22 protein-coding genes are annotated in these 24,445 nt (G+C 69.5%); 9 read left to right on the top strand and 13 right to left on the bottom strand.

What is annotated here, in order from left to right:
• Positions 1-51: 51 nt before the first annotated feature.
• Complete coding sequence (locus FBY21_RS22855) at positions 52-1,461, bottom strand: aminotransferase (protein WP_142013863.1); 1,410 nt, start codon at positions 1,459-1,461, stop codon at positions 52-54.
• A 147-nt stretch (positions 1,462-1,608) separates the two neighbouring features.
• On the opposite strand from FBY21_RS22855, the gene FBY21_RS22850 reads away from it, so the two are divergent.
• Complete coding sequence (locus tag FBY21_RS22850; RefSeq protein ID WP_409563805.1) at positions 1,609-2,415, top strand: helix-turn-helix transcriptional regulator; 807 nt, start codon at positions 1,609-1,611, stop codon at positions 2,413-2,415.
• Between the two features lie 21 nt (positions 2,416-2,436).
• On the opposite strand, the gene FBY21_RS22845 is transcribed toward FBY21_RS22850, so the two are convergent.
• Both FBY21_RS22845 and FBY21_RS22840 read right to left on the bottom strand, forming a co-directional pair.
• Complete coding sequence (locus tag FBY21_RS22845; protein ID WP_142013860.1) at positions 2,437-3,072, bottom strand: TetR family transcriptional regulator C-terminal domain-containing protein; 636 nt, start codon at positions 3,070-3,072, stop codon at positions 2,437-2,439.
• Positions 3,073-3,115: 43 nt separating this feature from the next.
• Positions 3,116-3,655 (bottom strand): helix-turn-helix domain-containing protein, encoded by a 540-nt coding sequence (locus FBY21_RS22840; protein ID WP_107331363.1) that lies wholly within the window; start codon positions 3,653-3,655, stop codon positions 3,116-3,118.
• Positions 3,656-3,791: 136 nt separating this feature from the next.
• Here FBY21_RS22840 and FBY21_RS22835 point away from each other — a divergent pair, with 136 nt between their 5' ends.
• A complete protein-coding gene (locus FBY21_RS22835; protein ID WP_044401056.1) occupies positions 3,792-4,574 on the top strand; it encodes an aldolase in 783 nt (260 codons plus the stop codon).
• A gap of 48 nt (positions 4,575-4,622) precedes the next feature.
• Positions 4,623-5,507, top strand: coding sequence for a dihydrodipicolinate synthase family protein (locus tag FBY21_RS22830; RefSeq protein WP_142013857.1), 885 nt, complete (start codon positions 4,623-4,625; stop codon positions 5,505-5,507).
• A gap of 37 nt (positions 5,508-5,544) precedes the next feature.
• On the opposite strand, the gene FBY21_RS22825 is transcribed toward FBY21_RS22830, so the two are convergent.
• Positions 5,545-6,336, bottom strand: coding sequence for a class II aldolase/adducin family protein (locus FBY21_RS22825; RefSeq protein WP_044401052.1), 792 nt, complete (start codon positions 6,334-6,336; stop codon positions 5,545-5,547).
• Positions 6,337-6,403: 67 nt separating this feature from the next.
• On the bottom strand, positions 6,404-7,366 hold the full coding sequence (locus FBY21_RS22820; RefSeq protein ID WP_409563822.1) for an ABC transporter substrate-binding protein: 963 nt from the start codon (positions 7,364-7,366) through the stop codon (positions 6,404-6,406).
• Between the two features lie 262 nt (positions 7,367-7,628).
• Between FBY21_RS22820 and FBY21_RS22815 the strand changes: the two genes are divergently transcribed.
• Together FBY21_RS22815 and FBY21_RS22810 are read left to right on the top strand one after the other, a co-directional pair.
• A complete protein-coding gene (locus FBY21_RS22815; RefSeq protein WP_142013851.1) occupies positions 7,629-9,578 on the top strand; it encodes an FAD-dependent oxidoreductase in 1,950 nt (649 codons plus the stop codon).
• 86 nt (positions 9,579-9,664) lie between these two features.
• Positions 9,665-10,258, top strand: coding sequence for a cupin domain-containing protein (locus tag FBY21_RS22810; protein ID WP_044401043.1), 594 nt, complete (start codon positions 9,665-9,667; stop codon positions 10,256-10,258).
• A 25-nt stretch (positions 10,259-10,283) separates the two neighbouring features.
• On the opposite strand, the gene waaA is transcribed toward FBY21_RS22810, so the two are convergent.
• Both waaA and FBY21_RS22800 read right to left on the bottom strand, forming a co-directional pair.
• Positions 10,284-11,555: a lipid IV(A) 3-deoxy-D-manno-octulosonic acid transferase gene (gene waaA / locus FBY21_RS22805; RefSeq protein ID WP_142013848.1), complete on the bottom strand. Its 1,272-nt coding sequence runs from the start codon at positions 11,553-11,555 to the stop codon at positions 10,284-10,286.
• 85 nt (positions 11,556-11,640) lie between these two features.
• Complete coding sequence (locus FBY21_RS22800) at positions 11,641-12,525, bottom strand: LysR family transcriptional regulator (RefSeq protein ID WP_074970621.1); 885 nt, start codon at positions 12,523-12,525, stop codon at positions 11,641-11,643.
• Positions 12,526-12,618: 93 nt separating this feature from the next.
• Between FBY21_RS22800 and FBY21_RS22795 the strand changes: the two genes are divergently transcribed.
• From FBY21_RS22795 to FBY21_RS22780, 4 genes are all read left to right on the top strand, one after another.
• Complete coding sequence (locus tag FBY21_RS22795) at positions 12,619-12,951, top strand: DMT family transporter (protein WP_044401034.1); 333 nt, start codon at positions 12,619-12,621, stop codon at positions 12,949-12,951.
• 81 nt (positions 12,952-13,032) lie between these two features.
• Positions 13,033-14,208 (top strand): NAD(P)/FAD-dependent oxidoreductase, encoded by a 1,176-nt coding sequence (locus FBY21_RS22790; RefSeq protein ID WP_142013844.1) that lies wholly within the window; start codon positions 13,033-13,035, stop codon positions 14,206-14,208.
• Positions 14,205-15,014, top strand: a complete 810-nt coding sequence (locus FBY21_RS22785) for an aldo/keto reductase (protein WP_044401028.1) — start codon at positions 14,205-14,207, stop codon at positions 15,012-15,014. Before FBY21_RS22790 ends, FBY21_RS22785 begins: the two co-directional genes overlap by 4 nt.
• 41 nt (positions 15,015-15,055) lie before the next feature.
• Positions 15,056-15,964, top strand: a complete 909-nt coding sequence (locus FBY21_RS22780; protein WP_044401024.1) for a hypothetical protein — start codon at positions 15,056-15,058, stop codon at positions 15,962-15,964.
• 22 nt (positions 15,965-15,986) lie between these two features.
• Here the strand turns inward: FBY21_RS22780 and FBY21_RS22775 are convergent, their stop codons facing one another.
• The 6 genes from FBY21_RS22775 to msbA all read right to left on the bottom strand — a co-directional run bounded on the left by FBY21_RS22775 (position 15,987) and on the right by msbA (position 24,334).
• A complete protein-coding gene (locus FBY21_RS22775) occupies positions 15,987-17,195 on the bottom strand; it encodes an acyl-CoA dehydrogenase family protein (protein WP_074970629.1) in 1,209 nt (402 codons plus the stop codon).
• A 65-nt stretch (positions 17,196-17,260) separates the two neighbouring features.
• Positions 17,261-18,541 carry an acyl-CoA dehydrogenase family protein gene (locus FBY21_RS22770; protein WP_142013841.1) on the bottom strand — a complete coding sequence of 427 codons (1,281 nt, stop codon included), beginning with the start codon at positions 18,539-18,541 and terminating at the stop codon, positions 17,261-17,263.
• Positions 18,542-18,703: 162 nt separating this feature from the next.
• Positions 18,704-20,125, bottom strand: coding sequence for a bifunctional D-glycero-beta-D-manno-heptose-7-phosphate kinase/D-glycero-beta-D-manno-heptose 1-phosphate adenylyltransferase HldE (gene hldE / locus FBY21_RS22765; RefSeq protein WP_074970633.1), 1,422 nt, complete (start codon positions 20,123-20,125; stop codon positions 18,704-18,706).
• 72 nt (positions 20,126-20,197) lie between these two features.
• On the bottom strand, positions 20,198-21,598 hold the full coding sequence (locus FBY21_RS22760) for a PIG-L deacetylase family protein (RefSeq protein ID WP_142013837.1): 1,401 nt from the start codon (positions 21,596-21,598) through the stop codon (positions 20,198-20,200).
• 4 nt (positions 21,599-21,602) lie between these two features.
• Entirely contained in the window at positions 21,603-22,499 is an 897-nt protein-coding gene (locus FBY21_RS22755) for a GNAT family N-acetyltransferase (RefSeq protein WP_142013833.1), read from the bottom strand.
• Positions 22,499-24,334 carry a lipid A export permease/ATP-binding protein MsbA gene (msbA, locus tag FBY21_RS22750; RefSeq protein WP_142013830.1) on the bottom strand — a complete coding sequence of 612 codons (1,836 nt, stop codon included), beginning with the start codon at positions 24,332-24,334 and terminating at the stop codon, positions 22,499-22,501. The genes FBY21_RS22755 and msbA overlap by 1 nt, the downstream gene beginning before the upstream one ends.
• Positions 24,335-24,445 lie beyond the last annotated feature (111 nt).

The following is a 24,445-nucleotide window of genomic DNA, read 5'->3' as shown; positions in this document are numbered from 1 at the left end:
GGGGGCTTTCCTCTGTGGGGGAATGGGCGGCGCGGGGGCGCCGCGTCGGCGCTACCAGTGACCGGCCTGCTTCAGGTCCTCCTGGGTCTCGATGATGCTTTCGCGCAGCACGCGCACGATGAAGTCGACCTGCTCGCGGGTGAGGATCAGCGGCGGCGACATGACGTTCAGGTGCACCATCGGCCGCACCAGCAGGCCGCGCTTCTGCGCCCGCAGGTGGACCCACTCGCCGATGTTCAGCGCCTCGGGGAACAGGGTCTTGCGGGCCTTGTCGGCCACGAGCTCGACGCAGGCCATGAAGCGTATGCCGCGCACGTCCCCCACCATGGGCAGGTCCAGCAAGGTGCGCAGCTGCGCTTCGAAATAGCGGCCGACGTCCTCGACGTGGGCCAACAGGCCTTCCCGCTCGATGATCTCGATGTTCTTCAGCGCCGCCGCGCAGGCCACCGGGTGGCCGGAGTAGGTGAAGCCGTGGGTGAAGCAGCGGCCCTGGTCAGGCGCGGCGATCACCGACCAGATGCGCTCGGAGAACAGGCAGGCCCCCAGCGGCTGGTAGCCCGAGGTCAGGCCCTTGGCGGTGGTGATGATGTCCGGCTGGATGCCGAACACCGCCTCGCTGGCGAAGAAGTGCCCGAGGCGGCCGAAGGAGGTGACCACCTCGTCGGCGATGTAGAGGATGTCGTAGCGCTGGCACAGCGCCCAGATGCGGGCGTGGTAGCCCTCCGGCGGCACCATCACGCCGCCGGAGCCGAACACCGGCTCGGCGATGAAGGCCGCGACCTTGTCTGCCCCCACTGCACGCACGGCGTCGTCGAACTCGGCCACCAGGCTTTCCAGGTAGTCGGCCTCGCTCATGCCCTCGGGGGCGCGGTAGGGGTAGGGCCCGCTGAGGTGGTGGATGCCGTCCTGGATGAAGTCGAAGCCGCTCTCGCGGTCCACCTGCTTGCCGCCGAGGGACATGCCCAGGTAGGTGGAGCCGTGGTAGGCGTGGCGACGGCTGAGGATGTGCTTCTTCTGCGGCAGGCCCCGGCAGTTCTGGTAGTAGTGCACCAGGCGGATGGCGGTATCGACGGCGGTGGAGCCGCCAGTGGTGAGGAAGACATGGTCGATGTCTCCGGGCGCCAGCTCCGCCAGCTTGGCGCACAGCTCCACCGCACGGGGGTTGGCCATGTCACAGAAGGGGTTGGAGTAGGCGAGCTGGCGCGCCTGCTCGGCGATGGCCTCGACCATCTCCTCGCGCCCCAGGCCGATGTTGGTGCACCACATGCCCCCCACCGCATCCAGGTAGCGGTTGCCGGCCAGGTCGTGGATGTAGGCACCCTCCCCTCCGGCGATCTGCAGGGAGTCGAGCACGCGGTGCTCGTCGAACAGGTGGTAGCCGTGCAGGTAGTGGGCACGGTCCAGGGCCGCCAGGCGGGCCTGTTCACGGGTGGGCGGCGGCAACGGGACGGACACGGACATCGGGGTTCTCCTGCTGGTTGATGCCCGGAGCCTATGCACCCGTCCCGACCACGGACATACCCCATTTGAGGGTAGGGGCCGACGCTCGGCGTCGCCTTTTCCCTGGGGTATGCTGCCGCGAACTCAGCGAGCCGGGCGGTGATACAGGTGCAGCAGGTGGAACTGGACAGGTTGCAGAACTGGCACCGACACCTCGCCGGCGCCATCGCCAGCTGCGGCACCGAGGCGTTCCCCGGCCGCCTGCTGGACGCCCTCGCCAGCCTGGTGCCGATCGAGTCGGTGATGATCAGCCTGGAGCGCATCGGCAGCGCCCCCACCCTGCTCCACGAGCGCGGCATACCACCCGGCAGCCGCGAGCTGCTGCTCGAGCGCTACTTCTCCCGTGGCTACCTGCTGGACCCGTTCTGCCTGGCGGTGGACCAGGGCCTGGCCGAAGGCTTCTACACCCTCGGCGAGATCGCCCCGGACGACTTCTTCAGCAGCCAGTACTACAAAACCTACTACCTGGGCGCCGGCTCGGTGGAGGACTGCTACTTCATGCTCGAACTGGGCCCGCGGGAGCGGGTGTCCGTCAGCCTCTACAACGGCCTCAGCGCCCGCCCCTTCGAGCCCGGGCAACTGGCCCTGCTGCGCGCCCTCGCCCCCACGGTGCTGGAACTGGGCCGCCGCCACTGGGCGCAGACCGCGCCCCCGGCCCAGGCGGAGCCCAGCTTCGCTGCGCAGTTGCAGCAGGCGTTCCGGCATTTCGGTGACGGCCGCCTCACGGCCCGCGAACTGGAGGTGTGCCACCTGCTGCTGCGCGGTCACTCGGCCAAGTCCAGCGCCAAGGCCCTGGCGATCTCTCCCGAGACGGTGCGCATGCACCGCAAGAACCTCTACATCAAGCTGGGGATCGGCTCCCAGGCGGAGCTGTTCTCGCTGTTCATCGAATGGCTGAGCCGGACGGGCGGCTGAGGGCCCGCACAGCCGGCTCGATCACACGCCCTGGAAACGCCGGTAGGCGCCGGCCTGCAGGCCATCGACCCAGGCTTCGCAGATCACCACGCCCTGCTCGGGGGTGAAGGTGGCGGGGTTGAGGCCGGACTCCAGCCACAGCCCGTCCAGCAGCGCGCTGAGGCTGATGGCCGCGAGGCCGGCGTCGAAGGCGGGCCAGCCCTCCTCGTCCGCCAGCAGGGCGAGGGCGTCGGCCAGCAGGCTGCGGTAGTTGCCGTAGGACTGGTCATGAACCCGGCGGATGGATTCGATGTGGGTCACCGCGCCCCAGAACACCAGCCAGGCGTCGAGCAGCTGGGGGTCGAGCATCTCGGCCGAGAACGAGGCCTGGAAGAAGGCCGAGAGGCGCCGCCGGGCAGGCGCCGGGGCGGACTCCACGGCGCAACGCAGCAGGCCCATGACCCGCTCGCTGACCGCCAGGTAGGCCTCGGCCACCAGCGCATCCTTGCCCTCGTAGTGGTGGTTGATGAGGCCGACGGAGACACCCGCCTCGGCGCAGATCTTGCGCACGGAGGCGCCCTGGAAACCGTAGCGCTTGAGGCAGACCAGGGTGGCATCCACCAGCAAAGCCTTGCGCTGCTCCGGCTCCAGCCGGGAAAACCGCACTTCCGTATTCATCACCACGCTCCTGTTCGTTCAACCGCGGGGCCGGGAAACGGCCTCACTCCTCGCTGTGCACCACCACCAGCAACTCGGCCTGCTCCTCGCCCAGGGAGCGCAGGCGGTGCGGCTTCTGGGCGTTGAAGTGCAGCGCGTCGCCGGTTTCCAGGGTCAGGCGCTCGGACAGGAAGTCGACCTCCACCCGCCCCCGGTGAACGAAGATGAACTCCTCGCCCAGGTGCTCCTTGAAGGTCGAATGGCTGAAGTCCCGGGGGGGATGGACGATGAACGGCAGCAGCGCGCGGTCGCCGATCTGCCGGGCGAGGGAGGCGTAGCCCGGGCCCTCGTCGTCCCGCGCCAGCGGCTGTCGCTCGTCGTGGCGCACCAGGCTGTAGCCCTCGCTGGCGGCACCCTCCTCGGCGAACAGTTCCTCCACCGGCACGCTGAGCGCCTTCGACAGCTTCAGCGCGGTGGCGATGGAGGGCGTGCTCAGGCCCCGCTCCACCTTGGACAGGTAGCTCTTGGTCATGCCGGTCTTCTCGGCCAACGTTTCCAGGGTCATCCCCAGTTTTTTTCTCAACAATTTCAATCGCATGGACATGCAGAACGCCCCTTTGGCGTCGGTGCGGGAAACTTTTCTCTTGCCAATGACACTTTGTGTCATTTAGCTTTGTTTGTGTCATTCGCTTCGACATGACCGCGAGCCCCACTCGCGTCACCCGGCTAAGGATGCTCACATGGCAACTACCATGCACCTCCCCAAGGACCAACTGATCCAGCATGCCGAACGGCAGATGCAGACCAGCCTGTTGGATAATACGTGGACGGCCCGGCAAAAACTGGCCCTGACCTGCCGAATCCTCTTCGAGGGCGGCCATGATTCCGGCCTGGCCGGGCAGATCACCTGCCGTGCCGAGGAGCCCGGCACCTACTACACCCAGCAACTGGGGCTGGGCTTCGACGAGATTTCCGCCAGCAACCTGCTGCGGGTCGACGAGGACCTCAAGGTGCTCCAGGGCCAGGGCATGGCCAACCCGGCCAACCGTTTCCACAGCTGGGTGTACCGCGCCCGCCCGGACGTGAACTGCATCATCCACACCCACCCGCTGCACGCCGCCGCCCTGTCGATGCTGGAAGTGCCGCTGGCGGTCTCGCACATGGACCTCTGCCCGCTGTACGACGACTGCGCTTTCCTCAAGGAGTGGCCGGGGGTGCCGGTGGGCAACGAAGAGGGCGAGATCATCTCCGCCGCCCTGGGCGACAAGCGCGCCATCCTGCTCTCCCACCACGGCCTGCTGGTGACCGGTGCCAGCATCGAGGAAGCCTGCGTGCTGGCGCTGCTGTTCGAACGCGCCGCGAAGATGCAGCTGCTGGCCATGTCCGCCGGCGAGATCCGCCCCATCCCGCCGGCCCTCGGTCGCGAGGCCCATGACTGGATCTCCACGCCCAAGCGCCACGGCGCGGCCTTCAGCTACTACGCACGGCGCAGCCTGCGTCAGCACGGCGACTGCCTGAGCTGACCGCGCACCACCACACAAGACCTTTCGTTCATTGCCCCAGGTGCACCCATGTCCTCTTCCATCCTCCACGGCATCATCGGCTACACCATCACCCCCTTCGGCGCGGACGGCGCCCTCGACCTGCCGGCCCTCGGCCACTCCATCGAACGTCTGCTGCACGGCGGTGTGCACGCCATCGCGCCCCTGGGCAGCACCGGCGAAGGCGCCTACCTCAGCGACCCGGAATGGGACGCGGTGGCGGAGTTCAGCCTGAGCACCATCGCCGGCCGCGTGCCGAGCATCGTCAGCGTGTCCGACCTGACCACCGCGCGCACCGTGCGCCGCGCCCGCCTGGCCGAGCAGCTGGGCGCCAGCGCGGTGATGGTGCTGCCGGTGTCCTACTGGAAGCTCAGCGAGGCGGAGATCCTCGCCCACTACCGTGCGGTGGGCGAGGCCATCGGCGTCCCGGTGATGCTCTACAACAACCCGGGCACCAGCGGCACGGACCTGCCGGTGGAGCTGATCCTGCGGATCGTCCGGGAGGTGGAGAACGTCACGATGGTCAAGGAGAGCACCGGCGACATCCAGCGCATGCACCGGCTGCACCTGCTTTCCGACGGCCAGGTGGCTTTCTACAACGGCTGCAACCCGCTGGCGCTGGAGGCTCTGGTGGCCGGGGCGAAAGGCTGGTGCACCGCAGCGCCCAACCTCATCCCCCGGCACAACCTGGCGCTCTACGAGGCGGTGCGCGAGGGGCGCCTGGACGAGGCGCGGGAGTCGTTCTATCGCCAGCTGGCGCTGCTGGACTACATCACCCGCCGGGGCCTGCCCACCACCGTGAAGGCTGGCCTGCGCCTGACCGGGCTGGACGTGGGCGTCCCGCGCCTGCCCTTGCAGGCGCTGGATGACGAAGGGCAGCGCTACCTGAGCGGCCTGCTGGCCGAGCTGCGCTGACCGGCGGCCCCGCCCGCCGCACGGCGGGCGGGGCGGCTCAGTCGCGGTAGTCCGGTGCCACCCGGTCCAGCAGGCGCAGCAGCGCCTGCCAGGCCAGTTCGTTGGCATCCGGGTCGCTCAACTCGCCGTCCGCCAGCGGGCGCGCGGGTTCGTTGAACTGGCGCTGGGTGTGTTCGCAGACCTCGTGGGACGGCAGCAGCAGCTCGCCACCGGCCTGGGCGGCCAGCTGGATGTCGCAAGCCTTCTCCAGGTAGTACATGCGCAGGAAGGCCTGGGCCACCGTCTCCCCCACCGTCAGCAGGCCGTGATTGCGCAGGATCATCACCGGCTTGTCGCCGAGGTCAGCCACCAGGCGCTTCTGCTCGTCGAGATTCAGCGCCACGCCCTCGTAGCCGTGGTAGGCCACGCGGCCATAGAACTCCATGGAGATCTGGTTCACCGGCAGCAGCCCGGCCGGCTGGGCGGCCACCGCGCACCCGGCGCGGGTGTGGGTGTGCAGCACGCAGCGGGCGTCCTCGCGGGCGGCATGGATGGCGCTGTGGATGACGAAGCCCGCCGGGTTGACCTTGTGGCGGGTCGGCTCCACCGGGCGGCCCTGCAGGTCGATCTTCACCAGGTCGCTGGCACGGATCTCGTCGAACATCAGCCCGTAGGGGTTGATCAGGAAGTGGTGCTCGGGCCCCGGCAGGCGCACCGAGATGTGGGTGAAGATCAGGTCGGTCATGCGGAAGTGCGCCACCAGCCGGTAGCAGGCGGCCAGCTCCTGGCGCAGGGTGCGCTCCTCGGGGGAGCAGGACGAAGGGGGCAGCGGGGCGTGCAGCGGCGTCATGGAAGGCTCCGGGGTCGGTGGAAGGTGAAGTGGCCCACCACGAGGGCGGGCCGGGTAGCGGCACCTATCAGCGCACCGCCCAGGCGTTGAAGCGCTCCTCCAGCTCCTCGCCGTGGTCGACCCAGAACTCCACGTCCATGGGCAGGGCGTCCGCCAGGGCCTGGGGCGTGGCCGGAATCCAGCGCGCCTGCTCGGCGTCCAGCGCGGCGGCAGCCTCACGGTTGGTCGGGCCGTAGGGGATGCGGCCGATGTAGTCCAGCTGCGGCGCCTTGCGGTTCATGTAGGCGATCAGCCGTTCGGCTTGGGGCAGGTGCCGGGAGCCCTTGATCACCGCCCAGTAGTCCATCCCGTAGAGGCTGCCGGGCAGCACCAGGGTGAAGTTGCGCCCCCCCTGGTGCGCGGCGGCCACGCGTCCGGAGTAGGAAGAGGTCATCACCACATCGCCTGCCGCCAGCCACTGGGTGGGCTGGGCACCGGCCTCCCACCACTGGATCTGCGGCTTGATCTGGTCGAGCTTGGCAAAGGCGCGGTCCACCCCGGCCGGCGTGGCCAGCACCTTGTACACCTCGCCGACCGGCACACCGTCGGCCAGCAGGGCGAACTCCAGGTTGTACACGGCGCGCTTGCGCAGGCCGCGCTTGCCGGGGAATTTCTCCAGATCCCAGAAATCCGCCCAGGAGGTGGGCGCCGTCTTCAGGCGGTCGGCGTCGTAGCTCAGGGCCACGCCCCACACCATCGCGGCCGAGCCGCAGTCCTGGGCGGCCTGGTCGATCAGTGCCTCGCGGCCCCCAAGGCGCGACCAGTCCAGCGTCTCGAACAGGCCGCTCTCGCAGCCGCGCACCAGGTCGGGCCCCTCGATCTGCACCAGGTCCCAGTCCACGTGGCCGGTCTCTGCCATCACCCGGATGCGCGCCATCTCGCCGTTGTATTCGGTCTGGATCAGGCGGTGGCCATCCTCGGCCGCGAAGGGTTTGAAGAAGGCTTCGTCCTGGGCCTTCTGGCCGTCGCCACCGTAGCCGACCACCACCATGTCGGGCGCCGCCTGGGCACCCAGGGCGGGCAGCAGCAGGGCCAGGCAGGTGAGCAGGCGGGGCAGGAACGGCGCGCTGCGCCGGTGGAACGGAGATGAGGTGTGGTTTCGCATGAACGTGCTCCCAGTCTTGTTGTTGTTCAGGGATGCCCCGTCGAGGGGGGCTTTCACGCTAGGGCCGCGCCATTAAAAAAACAAGTTGATTTTTTACTTAAAACAAACAAGTAATGAATTTATAAGAAACGACCTCGCCGAGGCCCCCATGACTGCCTTCCCCCACCTGTTCGAGCCCCTGCACCTGCGCGGCAAGTGCCTGAAGAACCGCATCATGTCCAGCGGGCACGACACCAGCATGCCCACCGACAACCGCGTCAACGACACCCTGATCGCCTACCAGCGCGCCCGCGCCGAAGGGGGCGTGGGGCTGATCGTGCTGCAGGTGGCCGGCGTCCACGACAGCGCGCGCTACACCTCCCACGTGCTGATGGCCACGGACGACTCCTGCATCGAGGGCTACCGCGAACTGGCCAAGGCCTGCCACGCCCACGGCACGCTGGTGCTGTCGCAGCTGTTCCACCCCGGGCGGGAGATCATGGAGACCGCCAACGGCCTGCTGGCGGTGGCCTACGCACCGTCCGTCACGCCCAACGAGCGCTTCCGGGTCATGCCCCGGGCCCTCGACCAGGCCATGATCGACGAGATCGTCGCCGGCTACGGCGCCGCCACCCGGCGCCTGCGCGAGGCCGGGCTGGATGGTGTGGAGGTGGTGGCCAGCCACGGCTACCTGCCGGCGCAGTTCCTCAACCCCCGGGTCAACCTGCGCGAGGACGGCTACAACGGCGACCTCGACGCCCGCCTGCGCTTCCTCCGCGAGGTGCTTGAGGCGGTACGTGAAGCCGGCGGCGAAGACTTCATCGTCGGCCTGCGCATCTCCGCCGACGAGCGCGACCCCCAGGGGCTGACCGAGGACGAATCCCTCAGCGCCGTGCTCGCCCTGCAGCCGCAGCTGGACTACGTGCACCTGGTGGCTGGCACCTCCGCCTCCTTCGGCGGCGCCGTACACATCGTGCCGCCGATGGCGGTGGCGCCGGCCTACCTGGCCGAAACCGCCGGGCACTTCAAGGCCCGGCTGGGCATTCCGCTGTTCGTCACCGGGCGCATCAACCAGCCCCAGGAAGCGGAGCAGATCATCGCCAGCGGCCAGGCGGACGTGTGCGGCATGACCCGGGCGCTGATCTGCGACCCGCAGATGCCGGAGAAGACCGCCAGCGGCCGGGTGGACGACGTGCGCGCCTGCATCGCCTGCAACCAGGCGTGCATCGGCCACTTCCACAAGGGCTACCCCATCTCCTGCATCCAGCACCCGGAAACCGGGCGCGAACAGCAGTTCGGGCGCCTCGTCCCCACCGATCGCCCGCAGCGGGTGATGGTGGTCGGCGGCGGCCCGGCCGGCATGAAGGCGGCCGCCGTGGCGGCCCGCCGTGGCCACCAGGTCACCCTCTACGAAGCCGGCGCCCAGCTCGGCGGGCAGGTGCTGCTGGCCCAACTGCTGCCCCGGCGCAGCGAATTCGGCGGCGCCGCTACCAACCTGCAGCGCGAGCTGGAGCTGGCCGGCGTGCAGGTGCAGCGCAACACCCGGGTGGACCTGGCCCTGGTGGAGCGGGAGCGCCCGGACCGGGTCATCCTCGCCACCGGCGCCCGCCCCTACTGGCCGGCGTTCGAACGCGGCGGCGACCTGCAGGTGGTGGATGCCTGGCAGGTGCTGCGCGGCGAGGTGAAGGTCGGTCGCTCGGTGCTGGTGGCCGACTGGCGCTGCGACTGGATCGGCCCCGGCATCGCCGAGCACCTGGTGCGCCAGGGGCATGCGGTGCGGCTGGCGGTGAACGGCACCCACTGCGGCGAGAGCCTGCCGCTGTACGTGCGCGACCAGATGGCCGGCGAGCTGCATCGCCTGGGCATCCCGGTCACCCCCTACGCGCGGCTGTATGGCTGCGACGACGACACGGTGTACATGCTGCACAGCGCCAGCGGCGAGCCGATGCTGTTCGAGCAGGTGGACACCCTGGTGCTGTGCCAGGGCCATGCGCCGTTCGATGAGCTGGGCAGCGCCCTGGAAGGCCGGGTGCCGTTCCAGCGCATTGGCGATTGCCTGGCGGCCCGCACGGCGGAAGAGGCGATCTTCGAGGGGCTGCAGGCAGCCTGGACGCTCTGAAGCCGGGGCGCGCGGCAAGGGTCGAACCTGCCTTACAATGCCGCGCCCGACACACCGGGCCGCCGGCCTACAAGGACAGCCAGACCATGAGCCCACTGCCGCCCTCGCCCCAGGCCGTACCGCCTGAAAGCCAGTTCCTCGGCACCCGCATCCGCGGCCTGCGCAAGCGCCGCGGCATGACCCTGAGCGAGCTGGCCGAGCAGAGTTCGCTCACCGCCGGCTACATCAGCCAGCTGGAACGCAACCTCGCCTACCCCTCGATCCCGGCGCTGTTCAACATCGCCCGCAGCCTGGGGGTGACCATCCAGTGGTTCTTCGGCAGCGAAGCCCCCGTGGCCGAGGCCGACCGGGGCTACGTGGTGCGGCGCAACGCCCGCATGAGCCTGCATTACGAGGACGGCATCACCGACGAGCTGCTCAGCCCGCAGCCCAGCCGTTCGCTGGAGGTCCTCCATTCGCGCTTTCCGCCCGGCACCTACAGCGAGGAGAGCTACAGCCACGAAGGCGAGGAAGCCGGCTACGTGCTGAGCGGGCAGTTCGAGCTGTGGGTCGGCGAACGCCACTTCCTGCTGAACGAAGGCGACAGCTTCGCCTTCTCCAGCCAGGAGCCGCACCGCTACGGCAACCCCGGCGAGCGGGATGCCCTGGTGCTGTGGATCGTGACCCCGCCGACCTTCTGATCCAGCGCCGCCTCGGCGACGCTCCTCACTTCTTGATTCGGGCAGCCAGGCCAGCCAACAGGCGCTCCAGCGCGCCCTGGTTCGCCCGCAGCACGCCGAGCCCGGCATCGCGCATGGCAGCGGCGCGTGCGGCGTCGGCCCAGAGCCCTTCGACGTCACGGGCAAGGGCCTCGGCGCCGTCCACCTCCAGCAGGGCGCCGGCATCGCGCAGTTGCGCGGCGATTTCGAGGAAGTTGAACAGGTGCGGGCCGGACAGCACCGGCTTGCCCAGGGCCGCCGGCTCCAGCAGGTTGTGCCCGCCGTTGGGCACCAGGCTGCCACCGACGAAGGCGCTGTCGGCCAGGGCGTAGAGGAACAGCAGCTCACCCATGGTGTCGCCCACCAGCACCTGGGTCTGCGCCGCCACCGACTCGCCACTGGAGCGGCGCTGGCTGGCGAAGCCGGACTGGCGGCTCAGCTCGTACACCGGGGTGAAGCGCTCCGGGTGGCGCGGCACCAGGATCAGCAGGGCATCCGGACGCCGGGCCAGCACCGCGCGATGGGCCGCGAGGATGATCTCGTCCTCGCCGGCATGGGTGCTGGCGGCGATCCACACCGGTCGCCCGCTGGCGCCCCAGGCGGCGCGCAGCTCGGCGGCACGGGCCGGCAGGGCGGGGTCGATGGTGAGGTCGTACTTGATCGAGCCGGTCACCCCCACGCATTCCGGGCGCGCGCCCAGTTGGCGGAAGCGCTCGGCTTCGGCCTCGGTCTGCACGGCGATCCAGTCCAGCTCGGCCAGCATCGGCGCGGTGAGTTTGGCGAAGCGCGCATAGCCCCGTGCAGAGCGGGCCGACAACCGGGCGTTGGCCAGCACCACCGGGATCCGGCGCCGCGCGCACTGGTGGATGTGGTTGGGCCAGAGTTCGGTTTCCATGATCACCGCCAGCTTCGGCCGCACCCGGTCGAGGAAGCGCGACGCGGCCCAGGGCAGGTCGTAGGGCAGGTAGCAGTGCTGCACGCGGTCGCCGAACAGCGCCTGGATGCGCTCGGAGCCGGTGGGGGTCATGCAGGTGAGGGTGATGGGCAGGTCCGGGTGGCGCGCCATCAGCTCGCGCACCATGGGCGCGGCGGCGATGCTCTCCCCCACCGACACGGCGTGCACCCAGATGCCCCCCGGCTTGAGCGGTGGCAGGCCGAGGGCGAAACGCTCGCCGATGCGCCGGGCATAGGCCGGCGCCCGCCAGGCGCGCCAGGCCAAGCGCAGGGCCACCAGGGGCAGGCCGAGATGGAACAGCAGGGTGTAGAGGGTGCGATTCATGGTGAGGCCAGTGATGCGGACAGGGGGCGGATGATAACTGAGCGGTCCGGCAATCGAAGCGTTTTCGGGCGCCGGCGGCTGGGCCTCAGCCCAGGGCCTGCAGGTGCTCCGCCAGTTGGTCGGCCAGCCACAGCGCGGCGGGGCCGAGGGCTTCGTCGCGCCGGCAGACCAGCTCCACCACCAGCGAGGGCGGCGTCCAGTCGCTGCGCAGCTCCACCAGGTGGCCCTGGTAGGCCGGGTACTGCGCCACGTGCCGGGGCAGCCAGGCCCAGCCCAGCCCGCGCATCACCAGTTCGGCCATGACGTAGAAGCTGTCGGCGCGCCACACCTGCGGCCCGAGCTGCTCGCCGCCGGGGTAGTGGCTGTCCTGCGGGGCCATGAGGATCTGCCGGTGGCGCACCAGCTCGCGGCGGTCGGCGTAGCCGCTGGCGGCCAGGGCGTGAGTCGCGCCGCAGACGGTGACCATCTCGATGGTGCCGAGGCGCTGGCGCTCCAGGGCGTCGGGCATGTGTTCGTGGTGGAACAGCAGGCCGAGGTCGGCGCGGCGCTCCAGCAGCTTGCGCGCCACGTCGCCCTGGGCGCTGCTGGCCAGCTGCACCTCCAGCAGCGGGAAGGCCGCCCCCAGTGCCTCCAGGCTGGCCAGCACCGGCTGGTAGGGCATGGCCTCGTCCTGGGCCAGGCGCAGGCGTGCCTCCTCGCCACGGGACAGCCCCTGGGCGCGACCCTCCAGGCGCTGGCACTGGCGCAGCACTTCGCGGGCCTCCTCCAGCAGGGCCGCTCCCTCCAGCGTCAGCCTGGGCTGGCGCCCGCTGCTGCGGTCGAACAGCGCCACCCCCAGGTCCTCTTCCAGCAGGGCAATGGCGGTGCTGACGGCGGACTGGGCGCGGCGCAGGTCCCGTGCGACGGAGGAAAACGAGCGCCCCTCGGCCACGGCGACGAAGACGCGGATCTGTTCGAGGTTCCAGTGCATGGCGGCTCAACCTATCTCTGATTCAGATGGGTAATGACTTTATCCCATCATGGAAAACTCTAGAATCCGCCCACCTGACAGGAGGGCCTGACCATGACCGGCTACATCTACCTCGCCATCGCCATCGCCGCCGAAGTGGTTGCCACCACCTCGATGAAGGCCATCGACGGCTTCAACAAACCCCTGCCGCTGGTGCTGGTCATCGGCGGCTACGCCATCGCCTTCTGGATGCTGACGATGGTGGTGAAGAGCATCCCGGTGGGCATCGCCTACGCCATCTGGGCCGGACTCGGCATCGTCCTGGTGAGCATCGCCGCACTGGTGATCTACCAGCAGAAGCTCGACCTGCCGGCCGTAGTGGGCATGGGGATGATCGTCTCGGGGGTGGTGGTGATCCAGCTGTTCTCCAGCAGCACGGGTCACTGATCCAGCGGCGAACGGCCACGCACGGCACACGCGACAGGGGCGCTATACTGCGCCCCTGTTTTTTCCCAGGCGTCGTCTCCCATGGCCGAACCCCTCAGCACCGACATCCTCATCCTCGGCGGCGGCATTGCCGGCCTCTGGCTCAACGCCCGCCTGCGCCAGCTGGGCTATGCCACGCTGCTGGTGGAATCCGCCAGCCTGGGCGGCGCCCAGAGCGTGAAGTCCCAGGGCATCATCCATGGCGGCACCAAGTACGCCCTGCACGGCGCCCTCACCGGCGCCTCCGAAGCCATCTCCGACATGCCGCGCCGCTGGCGCGAAGCCGTGGCCGGCAGCGGCGAGCTGGACCTCTCCGGCGTGCGCCTGCTCTCCGACGCCCACTACCTGTGGTCGCCGGGCAGCCTGTTCGGCAACGTCACCAGCTTCTTCGCCAGCAAGGCCATGCGCGGCCGGGTCGACCCGGTCAGCGGCAGCGAGCTGCCCCCGGCGCTGCAACACCCGAAATTCAAGGGCAAAGTCTACCGCCTGGCCGAGCTGGTGCTGGACGTGCCCAGCGTGATCGCCCGCCTGGCCGAGCTGGCCGGCGACAGCCTGCTGGCCGGTCACCAGGTGGAGCCACTGCGCGACGGCGAGGCCCTGGTGGGCCTGCGCGTGGACGGCCGCGAGATCCGCGCCCAGCGCATCGTGCTCAGCGCCGGCGCCGGCAACGAGGCGCTGCTGCAGGCGCTGGGCATCCAGCAGCCGGCCATGCAGCGCCGCCCGCTGCACATGGTCATGGCCAAGGGGCCGGGGCTGAAGCCGCTGTATGCCCACTGCCTGGGTGGCGGGCCGAAGCCGCGGGTCACCGTCACCAGCCACCCGGCGGCCGATGGCCAGTGGGTCTGGTACCTGGGCGGCGACCTGGCGGAAGCCGATGGCGTGGCCCGCAACGAGGCCGAGCAGATCGCCGCTGCCGAGCAGGAGATGCAGCAGTTGCTGCCATGGATCGACTACACCGGCACCCAGTGGGCGACCCTGCGGGTGGAGCGCGCGGAGCCGGCGCAATCCGGCCTGGTGCGCCCGGACAACGCCTTCCTCGCCGAGCAGGGCAACCTGCTGGTGGGCTGGCCGACCAAGCTGGCCCTGGCGCCGGACTTCACCGACCGTGTGCTGGCCAGCCTGGACCGCGACGGCATCCGCCCCGGCCAGCACGCACCGCTGCCCGCCCTGCCCCGCCCGCCGGTGGCCCAACCGGCCTGGGAGGAACTGCTGGGATGAACAGCCTGCACCACCTGCACCGCCCCCTCGGCGACACCGGCCTGCGGGTCTCCCCCCTGGGGCTCGGCACCGTCAAGCTGGGCCGCGACCAGGGCGTGAAGTACCCCTCCGGCTTCACCATCCCCGACGATGCGGAAGCCCGCCAGCTGCTGGCGCTGGCCCGCGACCTGGGCATCAACCTGATCGACACCGCGCCGGCCTACGGCCGCAGCGAGGAGCGCCTCGGCCCGCTGCTGCGCGGCCAGCGCCAGGACTGGGTGATCGTCAGCAAGGTGGGCGAGGAGTTCGAAGCCGGCCAGTCGCACTTCGACTTCAGCCCGGCCCACACCCGCCGCTCCGTGGAGCGCAGCCTCCAGCGCCTGGAGACCGACGTGATCGACCTGGTGCTGGTGCATTCCGACGGCAACGACGTGGCGGTGCTACGGGACAGCGGCGTCTACGAGACCCTCGCCGAGCTGAAGCAGGCCGGCAAGATCCGCGCCTTCGGCCTCTCCGGCAAGACGGTGGAAGGCGGCCTGCTGGCGCTGGAGCGCGGCGACTGCGCGATGGTCACCTACAACCTCAACGAACAGGGCGAGCGCCCGGTGCTGGACTATGCTGCCCAACACGCCAAGGGCCTGCTGGTGAAGAAGGGCCTGGCCAGCGGCCATGTCTGCCTGGCACCCGGGGTGGACCCGGTGCGGGCCAGCTTCGAGCTGATCTTCGGTCACCCAGGGGTGACCAGCGCCATCATCGGAACCATCAATCCGCTGCACCTGTCCCATAATGTCGCGACGGCCGCCGCGGTACTGGGTGGGCCAGCCTGACGCCGCGCCCGCGGCCGACCCCGACGCAAGGAGGAGCCGCCATGCCGCGCACCCTGGCACGCAAGGACCCGACCCTCTTCAAGACCCTGCCCCTGCAGGTGGACGCCAGCCCGGACGGGCTGGCCTACCGCAGCCTCGGCCTGCCGATGAACTTCGCGCAGATGCTCGAACGGCGTCGCCAGCCCCTGGTGATCGACGACAACCAGCGCTTCTCGGTGCAACTGGCCAACCTCGGGGTTTCGGTGCGCCTGACCCTGACCCTGCACGGCCAGACCTACTGGGTGGTGGTGCGCCAGCGCCGCCAGGACCGGGGCGACACCGTGCTCAAGCTCATTTCCGGCTATGTGCCGGCCCATGAACTGAACCTGCCGCTGCTGACCGCCATTCAGGAAGTGGCCGAGGAATGCCTGATCGAGACGCCGGACGGCTGGCTCGCCGGCCGTTTCGCCGACACCTGGCTGCCGACGCCCTACCCCAAGGCCCTGCATTACCTGGAGCACGCCTACTTCCGTCTCAGCCCGCTGTCCGGCGCGGCACGGCCGGTGCAGAGCGGCAGCCTGACGCTGCTGGAGCGCCCCCATGCCTACGTGCACCTGCCCACCGCTTCCCTGCAGCTGGTCTACGACCTGGCCCTGGAGCTGCCCCGCGAGGCGCGCCAGCCGAGCCTGTTCCACGTCGATGAAGTGCTGCAGGGCGAGGCCCTGGTGGCCAGCCTGGAGCGCCGCCGGCCGGACATCTACCTGCTGCCCTGCCAGGACGGCCAGCCCACCGGCGAGCTGTTCACCCTGCTGGACGGCGAGCTGAAGCCGGCCAGCACGCGGGGGCTGTGGCTGTCGGAAGGGTTTGCCGAGCAGGACGGCTGGCTGGTGCGGGACGAGCGGGTGCGCTGGAAGGACTGGCTGGCACGGGTCGGCACCGCACCGATGAGCCGGCGGCGACTGGCGGGCTGAGCCTGCCAGTCGCACTCGCGGCCTACTTCAGCTCGCTGGAGCTCTTGCCCAGCAGGCGCCGGGCCACGATCAGCAACTGGATCTGCTGGGTGCCTTCGAAGATGTCGAGGATCTTCGAGTCCCGCGCCCATTTCTCCAGCAGTTCGTCTTCCCCGTAGCCCAGCGCGCCACACAGCTCGACGCACTTGAGGGTGACCTCGTTGGCGACGCGCCCGGCCTTGGCCTTGGCGATGGAGGCTTCCTTGGAATTGGGCAGCTTGTTGTCGGCCATCCAGGCAGCCTTGAGGGTCAGCAGCCGCGCCGCTTCCCACTCGGCCTCCAGGCGATAGAGGGTGGCTTCGGCGTGGCTCACGCTGAGCAGCGGCTTGCGGTAGTCGAAGCGGCAGCCGGCCTTCTTCAGCAGCTCGCGGGTCCTGTCCAGCGCGGCCTTGGCGACGCCGATGGCCATGCCGGCCACCAGGGGACGGGTGTTGTCGAAGGTCTCCATCACCCCGGCAAAGCCCTTCTGCACGTCGATCTCGGGGTTGCCCAGCAGATTGGCCGCCGGGACGCGGCAGTCGTTGAAGCTGATGGAGGCGGTGTCGGAGGCCTTGATACCAAGCTTCTTCTCCAGGCGGGTGACGGTCATGCCCGGGGTGCCCTTCTCCACCACGAAGGACTTGATCGCGGCGCGGCCGAGGCTCCTGTCCAGGGTGGCCCAGACCACCACCGCATCGGCGCGCTCGCCGGAGGTGACGTAGATCTTCTCGCCGTTGAGCACATAGTGGTCACCGTCCTTCACCGCCGTGGTGCGGATGGCGGCGGAGTCCGAGCCGCAGCCCGGTTCGGTGATGGCCATGGCCGCCCAGGTGCTGCCGAAGCGCTTGAGCTGCTCCTCGTTGGCCACGGCGGCGATGGCGGCGTTGCCCAGGCCCTGGCGGGGCATGCCCAGCAGCAGGCCGACGTCGCCCCAGCACAGCTCGATGACGCCCAGCAGGGCCGAGAGGTTGCCGCCGTTGCGCACGCCCTCCTCCGCCTGGCCACTGCCACGCTTGCTGGCGGAGGTGGCGCCGACCGCATCGGGGGAGCCGGCGTTCATGCCGTCCAGCAGGGCGGCCAGCAGGTCCAGCTCCTTGGGGTAGGCGTGCTCGGCCTTGTCGTACTTGCGGGAGATGGGGCGGAAGTAGTTCGCCGCCACCTGGTGGGCCTGGTTGGCCAGGCCACGGAATTTCTTCGGGGTTTCCAGGTTCATCACAAAGTCCTCAGGGCCGGATTTCGACCGTTCGAGCTAGACGCGCAATCGGTAGAAAGCGGTTCTCACAAGTGCAGGCCGCCGGCCATGACGGCCACGGCACGCAGGTCGCGGTACCAGCGCTCGGCCGGGTGTTCCTTGGTGAAGCCGTGGCCACCGAGCAGTTGCACGGCGTCGGTGCCGATCTTCATGGCCTTCTCGGCGCACAGCAGGCGCGCCAGGTAGGCCTCGCGACGGAAGTCCTCGCCGCGCTCGGCACGGGCGCAGGCCCGCCAGACCATCAGGCGCATGGCATCCAGCTCGATGCCGATGTCGGCCACCATGAAGGCCACGCCCTGGCGATGGCTGATGGGTTCGCCGAAGGCGACGCGCTCGTTGCAGTAGGTCACCACGTAGTCCAGCGCGGCCTGGGCGGTGCCCACGGCGAGGGCGCACCAGGCCAGGGTGGTGTAGGCGAGGAAGCGCTCCAGATCGAAGGCACTGCCGGCCAGGCGGTCCTCCACCGGCACCCGCACGCCCTTCAGGCTCAGCCGGGCGGTTGCGCAGGCCTTGAGGCCCATGGCCGGTTCGGGGCGCAGGTTCAGGCCCTTGGCACCGACATCCACGCGGAACAGTGCCGGGCCGTCGGCCGTCTGGGCGGCGACCAGGATGGCGCTGGCGTTGAGGCCCTCCAGCACCAGGCACTTCTCGCCGTCGAGCTGGTAGTGGCGGCCCTTGCGCTTGGCGCGGGTGGCCAGGCGCAGCGGGTCGACCAGCAGGCCCGGCTCGCTGGCGGCGATGGCCATGGCCGGCGGGCGCGCAGCCCCGACGAAGGCGGGCAGCCAGCGGGCCTGCTGCTCCTGGGAGGCCCAGCGGCGGATGCAGTTGGCCACCGACAGCGGCACCAGCAGCGAGGCCGCCAGGGACAGGTCGCCCCCGCCGAGGGCTTCGGCGATCAGGGCGTTGGTGACGACGGTGCGCTCACCGGCCATGCCGCCCAGCGCTTCGCTGACGCCGTAGTGGGCCAGGCCCAGCTCCAGGGCCTGGTTGATCAGCTCGGCGGAAACGCAGCCCTGGGCATCCGCCGCTTCCGCAGCCGGCCGCAGGACCTCCCTGGCGAAGGCGCCGAGCATCTCCACGAGCATCTGCTGCTCGTCGCTGAGGGACAGGTCGAAGAGGCCGTCCGGGTCCGCCGGGCGCGGGGCCTTGGCAGATTTGGCGGGCTTGGCCGCCATCCGGAAGCCGGCACGGCTGCCGGTGTACAGGAGGCGTTCGAAGGGTTTGCGCAGCTTGAACCGGTCCGGCCAGTCGGCCTGGGCCACGCGGTTCAGCACGGACAGGGCACGGCCCTGCACATCGGTACTCATGGCATCGCTCCACGCGGGGTGAGGATGCCGGGATGATGCGCGCGCGCCGCCAGGGGCGCCTATGACCGGGCCGACGCGCCGCTGTGGCGCCTCGGCCAGTGGAAACCCCGTTCAGGGGCTGCTGCGCGTCGGCCCTGTCGGACCGAGGGAAAGCTCAGCGAATCAGCGGCTGCGGATCTTCTCGACGATGGCGGTGGTGGAGCTGTTCTCCACCAGGCCGAGTACCCGCACTTCACCGCCGTAGGCACGGACCAGGTCGGCACCGACCACCTGCTCGACGCCGTAGTCGCCACCCTTGACCAGGATGTCCGGCTTGACCTCGCCCAGCAGGCGCTCGGGGGTGTCTTCGCTGAAGCTCACCACCCAGTCCACGGCGCCGAGACCGGCGAGCACGGCCATGCGCCGGTCCACCGAGTTGATCGGCCGGCCGGGGCCCTTGAGGCGGCTGACGGAGGCGTCGTCGTTGATCGCCACCACCAGGCGGTCGCCCTGGGCGCGGGCCTGCTCCAGGTAGGTCACATGGCCAGCGTGGAGGATGTCGAAGCAGCCGTTGGTGAAGACGATCTTCTCGCCGTGGGCGCGGGCGTCTTCGATGGCCAGCAGCAGTTGCTCCAGGCTCAGCACGCCGCGCTCGGAGCCCTGCTCGCGCTGCACCGCGCGGCGCAGTTCGGGAGCGCTGATGGCGGCGGTACCCAGCTTGCCGACCACGATGCCGGCGGCCAGGTTGGCCAGGGCGACGGCCTGGGGCAGGTCTTCACCGGCCGCCAGGCTGGCGGCCAGGGTGGAGATGACGGTGTCGCCAGCGCCGGTGACGTCGAACACTTCGCGGGCACGGGCCGGCAGGTGCAGGGCCGGGTGGCCGGGGCGCAGCAGGGTCATGCCGTGCTCGCCACGGGTCACCAGCAAGGCGCCGAGGTCCAGCTCCTGCATGAGCCGGGCGCCCTTGGCGACCAGCTCGGCCTCGTCGGCGCAGCGGCCGACGATGGTCTCGAATTCATTGAGGTTGGGGGTGATCAGGCTGGCGCCCCGGTAGATGCCGAAGTCCTTGCCCTTGGGATCGGCCAGCACCGGGATACCCTTGCGACGGGCTGCCTGGATCAGCGCCTGGTGGTTCTTCAGGGCGCCCTTGCCGTAGTCGGAGAGCACCAGCACCTTGACGCCGGTGAGCAGGCGTTCGACCTCGGCGGCCAGGGCCTCGGCGTCGGTGTCGAAGGGCTCTTCGAAGTCCATGCGCAGCAGTTGCTGGTGGCGGCTCATGACCCGCAGCTTGACGATGGTGGGCTGCCCGGCGATGCGCTGGAAGCGGGCATCCACGCCGGCGGCGCCGAGGCTGGCGAGCAGGCTCTCGGCGGCTTCGTCCTCACCGGTGACACCGACCAGGGCCGCCGGTGCGCCCAGGGCGGCGATGTTCAGCGCCACGTTGGCGGCACCGCCCGGACGGTCTTCGATCTGGTCCACACGCACCACCGGAACCGGCGCCTCGGGGGAGATGCGCGAGGTGCCGCCATGCCAGTAACGGTCGAGCATGACATCGCCCACCACCAGAACGGGGGCCAGATCGAAACGGGGCATGGTGAGCTTCATGAAGACTCCAGGGCATGGAAAAACGGCGCGGATCATACCATAGCAGCCGATCCACCCCGGCGAAGGCGCCCGTCAATCGGAAAGCCGGCGGACCCAGAACAGCTCGTGGCGACGCACGGCCTTGCGGAAGAATTCGTCCTCGCCGGTGGCTGGCCAGCGGCGGCCTGCGAGGCAGCGCTGGATCAGCCGGCGCAGGCGTTTCTTGGTGGGCAGCGGCCCCTGCAGGTCATGCTGCATGGCCAGGGCCTGGGCCTTGTCACGCTGTTGCGCGGCATCCAGGCAGAGGCTCCACAGCGGGTCGGCCGGAAGCGGCTCGATGGCCGGTGGCAGCGCGATGCCCTGGCCGGCGGGGCCCATGGGCCAGCGGTCGTTGTCGTGCAGGTGGTTGGCGTAGAGCAGCAGGCTGGCGGGCTGCCAGTCGGCTTGCTGGATGGCCGCGAGCAGTGCCTGGGTCGCGGCGACGTGATCGCTGTGGGGGTCCAGCTCGGGATGGGGCGTGACCACCACCTCGGGGCGGAAATGCTCCAGCAGGCGCGCCAGGTCAGCCACCAAGTTGGTCCAGCTGGGCACGCCGTCGGCGTCGCCGGGCAGCTCGATGGGGTTGTGCTGGCGCACGGTGCGGACGTCGGCATCCCTGGAAACCTTCGAGCCGAAGCCCTGGTCGGGCGCCTGGGCCATGGCCGGGAGCTGCAGGCAGTAGTAGCCGAGCTGCACACAGCGGGATTGCGGGACACCGCCCCAGAGCGGGATGGCCAGGCTGTCCCAGCTGCGCAGGCGCCCTTTGAGGCGGGCGGCTTCGGCGGCGTCCAGGCCGAGCCGCTGGTAGTGCTCGGCTTCGATCTCGCCCTGGGTGAGGGTGACGATGCTGGCCTCGGCGGCCTGGCTGTACAGCCCGAATGCGGCCAGTTCGGCGTCGTCGGCGTGGGGGGCGATGACCATCACCCGCTGCTGGCGGAAGTCCGGCTGGGCGAGGGCGTAAAGAGTGGCGTCGGCGGCGACCCGGCAGAAACGCCCACGAATGACGAGGGTGCCGGCCTGCAGCGCGTCGTGCTGGCCGGTCAGGTTGAGGTAGCGCCAGCCATCGACGCCGCGCTCGAAGTCCTGGCAGTCGTCACCCACGCAGACTGCCGGGTCCAGCCAGCGGCCCAGCCAGGACGCGCGCAGGCGCACCCGCAGGATCAGCGTGTCCGCCGCGCCTGCGCCCTCGGGCAGGTGGACGAGGCCGCTGGCCAGGTCGAGCGGCCACTCGGGCGTACCAGCCGGGAAGGCGTAGCGGTAGTCATCGCTCGGGGCGTAGAACAGGTGGTCGGCGAACCAGGCCTCATGGGCGATCCAGCCCAGCACCAGGGCCAGCGGCACCAGCCACCAGGCCACGCCGATGCCCAGTGCCACCAGCAGGACGAGGGCCACCAGCAGCGCGATGCGCTTCTGCCGGCGGTGGCGTTTCAGCAGTTGCTGCTTGCGTCCGCTCATGGGTTCACACCTGGTAGACGGGCACGCGGTGGCACCAGCGGTCCTTGTATTCGCGGTCGGCACGCCCGAAGGAGTAGCGCAGCGGCTTGTCCAGGGCGCGGGCCTCGGCCCAGGCGGCCTGGGTGTTGACGAAACTGAGGACGCTGCCGGGGCTGAAGGCGCGCTCCTGGGGGTCGACGCCACCGTTGATGTATTCGAGGCTGACCCAGCGCGGGGCCTCGACCCGGTAGAGCACCTGGATGGCCACGGGGCGGTCCTCCAGGTAGATCAGCGAGCCGGTCATGAACTCACGCATCAGGCCGAACACCTCGGCCAGGTGCGCCTTGCCGGTGGCGTCGAAGCCCCAGCGGCGGTGGAAGAGGTCGGCATAGATGGCCGCCTGCTCCGCCGGTTCCAACTCCAGCATAGGGCGGATCACGCCGCCCGCCTCTTCCAGCAGGCGCTGCTCGCGGCGCTGGTTGTAGCGGAACTTCTTGCTGTAGTCCTCCGGCTCGCGGGCCAGGGCCAGGCCCTCGGGCTGCTCGCGCAAGCCGGTGATGCCGCCGAGGTTGAGGGCCGAGACATAGCGGGCCCGATGACGCAGGGCTACGCCGGCCTGCTCGGCGATGGGCAGGATGATTTCGGCGTTGCCCAGGTCGAACAGGCCGCGCTTGCCCTGTTGCTTGAGCACGTCCTTGGACAGCGCCAGGTGTCGGCCCCAGGTGGGCAGTGCGGCGACCAGGCGGCCGCCCTGGTTCCGACCCAGGTAGCGCACGGGGATGCCGGCCAGGCCGGCCAGGCGCTCGACCACCTCGGGGTGGGTGGCGACGCTGCCACCGAATTCGTGCCAGGCACGGGTATAGGTGGCGGCGTCGATGGGCTCCCAGCCCCGCTCACGCCAGGCGCGCAGGTAGCTGAGCATCAGGCGTCCTGCTCCACCGCGTCCTTGCCGTCGTCCTCGAACTGCTTGGCGTGCAGGCGGGCGTAGTAGCCGTTGAGGGCCAGCAGCTCGCGGTGGGTACCGCGCTCGACGATGCGGCCCTGGTCCATCACCAGGATCAGGTCGGCCTTCTCGATGGTGGAGAGGCGGTGGGCGATCACCAGGGTGGTGCGGCCCTTCATCACTTCATCCAGCGCGGCCTGGATGTGCCGCTCGGACTCGGTGTCCAGCGCGGAGGTGGCCTCGTCGAGGATCAGCAGCGGCGCGTTCTTCAGCAGGGCGCGGGCAATGGCCAGGCGCTGGCGTTGGCCGCCGGACAGCAGCACGCCGTTCTCGCCCACCAGGGTGTCGTAGCCCTGGGGCATCCTCTCGATGAACTCGGCGGCGAAGGCGGCTTCGGCAGCGGCCTTGACGTCTTCCAGCGGGGCGCCGGCGAGGTCGCCGTAGGCGATGTTGTTGGTCACCGTGTCGTTGAACAGGGTGACGTGCTGGGTGACCAGGGCAATGTGCCGGCGCAGGTTGCGCAAGCGGTAATCCTCGATCTCGACGCCATCCAGCAGGACCTCGCCGTTCTCGTGGTGGTAGAAGCGCGGGATGAGGTTCGCCAGGGTCGACTTGCCGCTGCCGGAGCGCCCCACCAGGGCCACCATCTGGCCGGGTTCGGCGACGAAGGAGATGTCGTCCAGAACGGGCTTCTCGCTGCCCGGGTACTGGAAGTTCAGGTGGCGGACCTCCAGGCGGCCTTCGACGCGCTCGCGCTCGACGGTGCCGCGGTCGATCTCGGGCTCCTCATCGAGCTGTTCGAAGATGCTCTCGGCACCGGCGACACCGCGCTGGATGGTGGAGCTGACTTCGGACAGCTGGCGGATCGGCTTGGGCAGCAGGCCGGCCAGGGTGATGTAGGCCACCAGGTCACCGGCCGAGGAATCACCACGCATGTAGAGGACGAGGAACATCAGCACAGCCATGGCGCTGTAGATCACCAGCTGCAGCATGGGGGTGTAGACCGCCGAGGTCTTGGTCATCTTCAGCTGGCGGTCGGTGTTGCTGGTGCTGGCGTCGAGGAAGCGGCTCGACTCGTAGGACTCGCCGCCGAAGCTGCGAACCACCCGGTAGCCCTGGATGGTCTCGGAGGCGACGTGGGTGACATCCCCCATGGCGACCTGGATCTTCTTGCTCTGCTTGCGGAACTTGCGGCTGGCGCTACTCACCATGAAGGCGATCAACGGCAGGATGGCCACCATCACGAGGGTCAGCTGCCAGTTCATCCAGAGCAGGGAGGCGAACAGGAAGACCACCGTCATGCCTTCGCGGATCACCACCTTGATGGCGTCGGTAGCGGCGCCGGTCACCATGGTGACGTTGAAGGTGATGCGAGAGATGAGATGGCCGGAGTTGTGGTTGTCGAAGTAGCGGTTCGGCAGCACCAGCAGGTTGTTGAACAACGCCAGACGCAGGTCATGGACCAGACCGAGCGAGACCTTGGCCAGGAAGTAGTTGCCCAGGTAGGAGCCGATCCCCTGCCAGAGCGCGATGAACACGATCAGCAGCGGCACGGCCTGCAGCAGTTGCAGGCGCGCCAGCCAGGGGTGGTCCTGCACGAAGGGCACGCCGGCGAAGAAGCTGGCCTCGGGGTTGTTCAGCCCGTCGACGAAGTACTTCAGCACATAGCCGAACATAGGCTGGGTCGAGGCGAAGATCAGGAACCCGACGATGCTGATGAGGAAGAGGCCGATGTAGGGCTTTACGTAGGAGAGCAGCCGGAAATAGATCTTCAGGCTCGAGGTCGATCGCGAGTCTGCAGAGTTGTCGGTCATGGAAGTGCGCCATGGGCAGAGCGGGCGCATATGCTATCACAGCCCCTCGGCCCCGCCAGACACGCGAAATATCCGGCTGTATCCCGTAGAATCGCGCCTCGATTCGACATC

The sequence above is a fragment of the Pseudomonas sp. SLBN-26 genome, assembly GCF_006715895.1.
In the GTDB taxonomy this organism is placed as follows: domain Bacteria; phylum Pseudomonadota; class Gammaproteobacteria; order Pseudomonadales; family Pseudomonadaceae; genus Metapseudomonas; species Metapseudomonas otitidis.
The sequence above is the reverse complement of the archived record's forward strand: the minus strand, read 5'-3'. Positions and strand labels throughout refer to the sequence as shown.

Coding starts and splice junctions, on each gene's coding strand:
- FBY21_RS22770 (WP_142013841.1), bottom strand. CDS start 18,541: ATGAGTACCGATGTGCAGGGCCGTGCCCTGTCCGTGCTGAACCGCGTG.
- FBY21_RS22815 (WP_142013851.1), top strand. CDS start 7,629: ATGACTGCCTTCCCCCACCTGTTCGAGCCCCTGCACCTGCGCGGCAAG.
- FBY21_RS22840 (WP_107331363.1), bottom strand. CDS start 3,655: ATGTCCATGCGATTGAAATTGTTGAGAAAAAAACTGGGGATGACCCTG.
- FBY21_RS22790 (WP_142013844.1), top strand. CDS start 13,033: ATGGCCGAACCCCTCAGCACCGACATCCTCATCCTCGGCGGCGGCATT.
- FBY21_RS22855 (WP_142013863.1), bottom strand. CDS start 1,461: ATGTCCGTGTCCGTCCCGTTGCCGCCGCCCACCCGTGAACAGGCCCGC.
- FBY21_RS22785 (WP_044401028.1), top strand. CDS start 14,205: ATGAACAGCCTGCACCACCTGCACCGCCCCCTCGGCGACACCGGCCTG.
- waaA (WP_142013848.1), bottom strand. CDS start 11,555: ATGAATCGCACCCTCTACACCCTGCTGTTCCATCTCGGCCTGCCCCTG.
- FBY21_RS22760 (WP_142013837.1), bottom strand. CDS start 21,598: ATGAGCGGACGCAAGCAGCAACTGCTGAAACGCCACCGCCGGCAGAAG.
- FBY21_RS22845 (WP_142013860.1), bottom strand. CDS start 3,072: ATGAATACGGAAGTGCGGTTTTCCCGGCTGGAGCCGGAGCAGCGCAAG.
- FBY21_RS22795 (WP_044401034.1), top strand. CDS start 12,619: ATGACCGGCTACATCTACCTCGCCATCGCCATCGCCGCCGAAGTGGTT.
- FBY21_RS22830 (WP_142013857.1), top strand. CDS start 4,623: ATGTCCTCTTCCATCCTCCACGGCATCATCGGCTACACCATCACCCCC.
- FBY21_RS22825 (WP_044401052.1), bottom strand. CDS start 6,336: ATGACGCCGCTGCACGCCCCGCTGCCCCCTTCGTCCTGCTCCCCCGAG.
- FBY21_RS22800 (WP_074970621.1), bottom strand. CDS start 12,525: ATGCACTGGAACCTCGAACAGATCCGCGTCTTCGTCGCCGTGGCCGAG.
- FBY21_RS22820 (WP_409563822.1), bottom strand. CDS start 7,366: ATGGTGGTGGTCGGCTACGGTGGCGACGGCCAGAAGGCCCAGGACGAA.
- hldE (WP_074970633.1), bottom strand. CDS start 20,125: ATGAAGCTCACCATGCCCCGTTTCGATCTGGCCCCCGTTCTGGTGGTG.
- msbA (WP_142013830.1), bottom strand. CDS start 24,334: ATGACCGACAACTCTGCAGACTCGCGATCGACCTCGAGCCTGAAGATC.
- FBY21_RS22780 (WP_044401024.1), top strand. CDS start 15,056: ATGCCGCGCACCCTGGCACGCAAGGACCCGACCCTCTTCAAGACCCTG.
- FBY21_RS22810 (WP_044401043.1), top strand. CDS start 9,665: ATGAGCCCACTGCCGCCCTCGCCCCAGGCCGTACCGCCTGAAAGCCAG.
- FBY21_RS22755 (WP_142013833.1), bottom strand. CDS start 22,499: ATGCTCAGCTACCTGCGCGCCTGGCGTGAGCGGGGCTGGGAGCCCATC.
- FBY21_RS22775 (WP_074970629.1), bottom strand. CDS start 17,195: ATGAACCTGGAAACCCCGAAGAAATTCCGTGGCCTGGCCAACCAGGCC.
- FBY21_RS22835 (WP_044401056.1), top strand. CDS start 3,792: ATGGCAACTACCATGCACCTCCCCAAGGACCAACTGATCCAGCATGCC.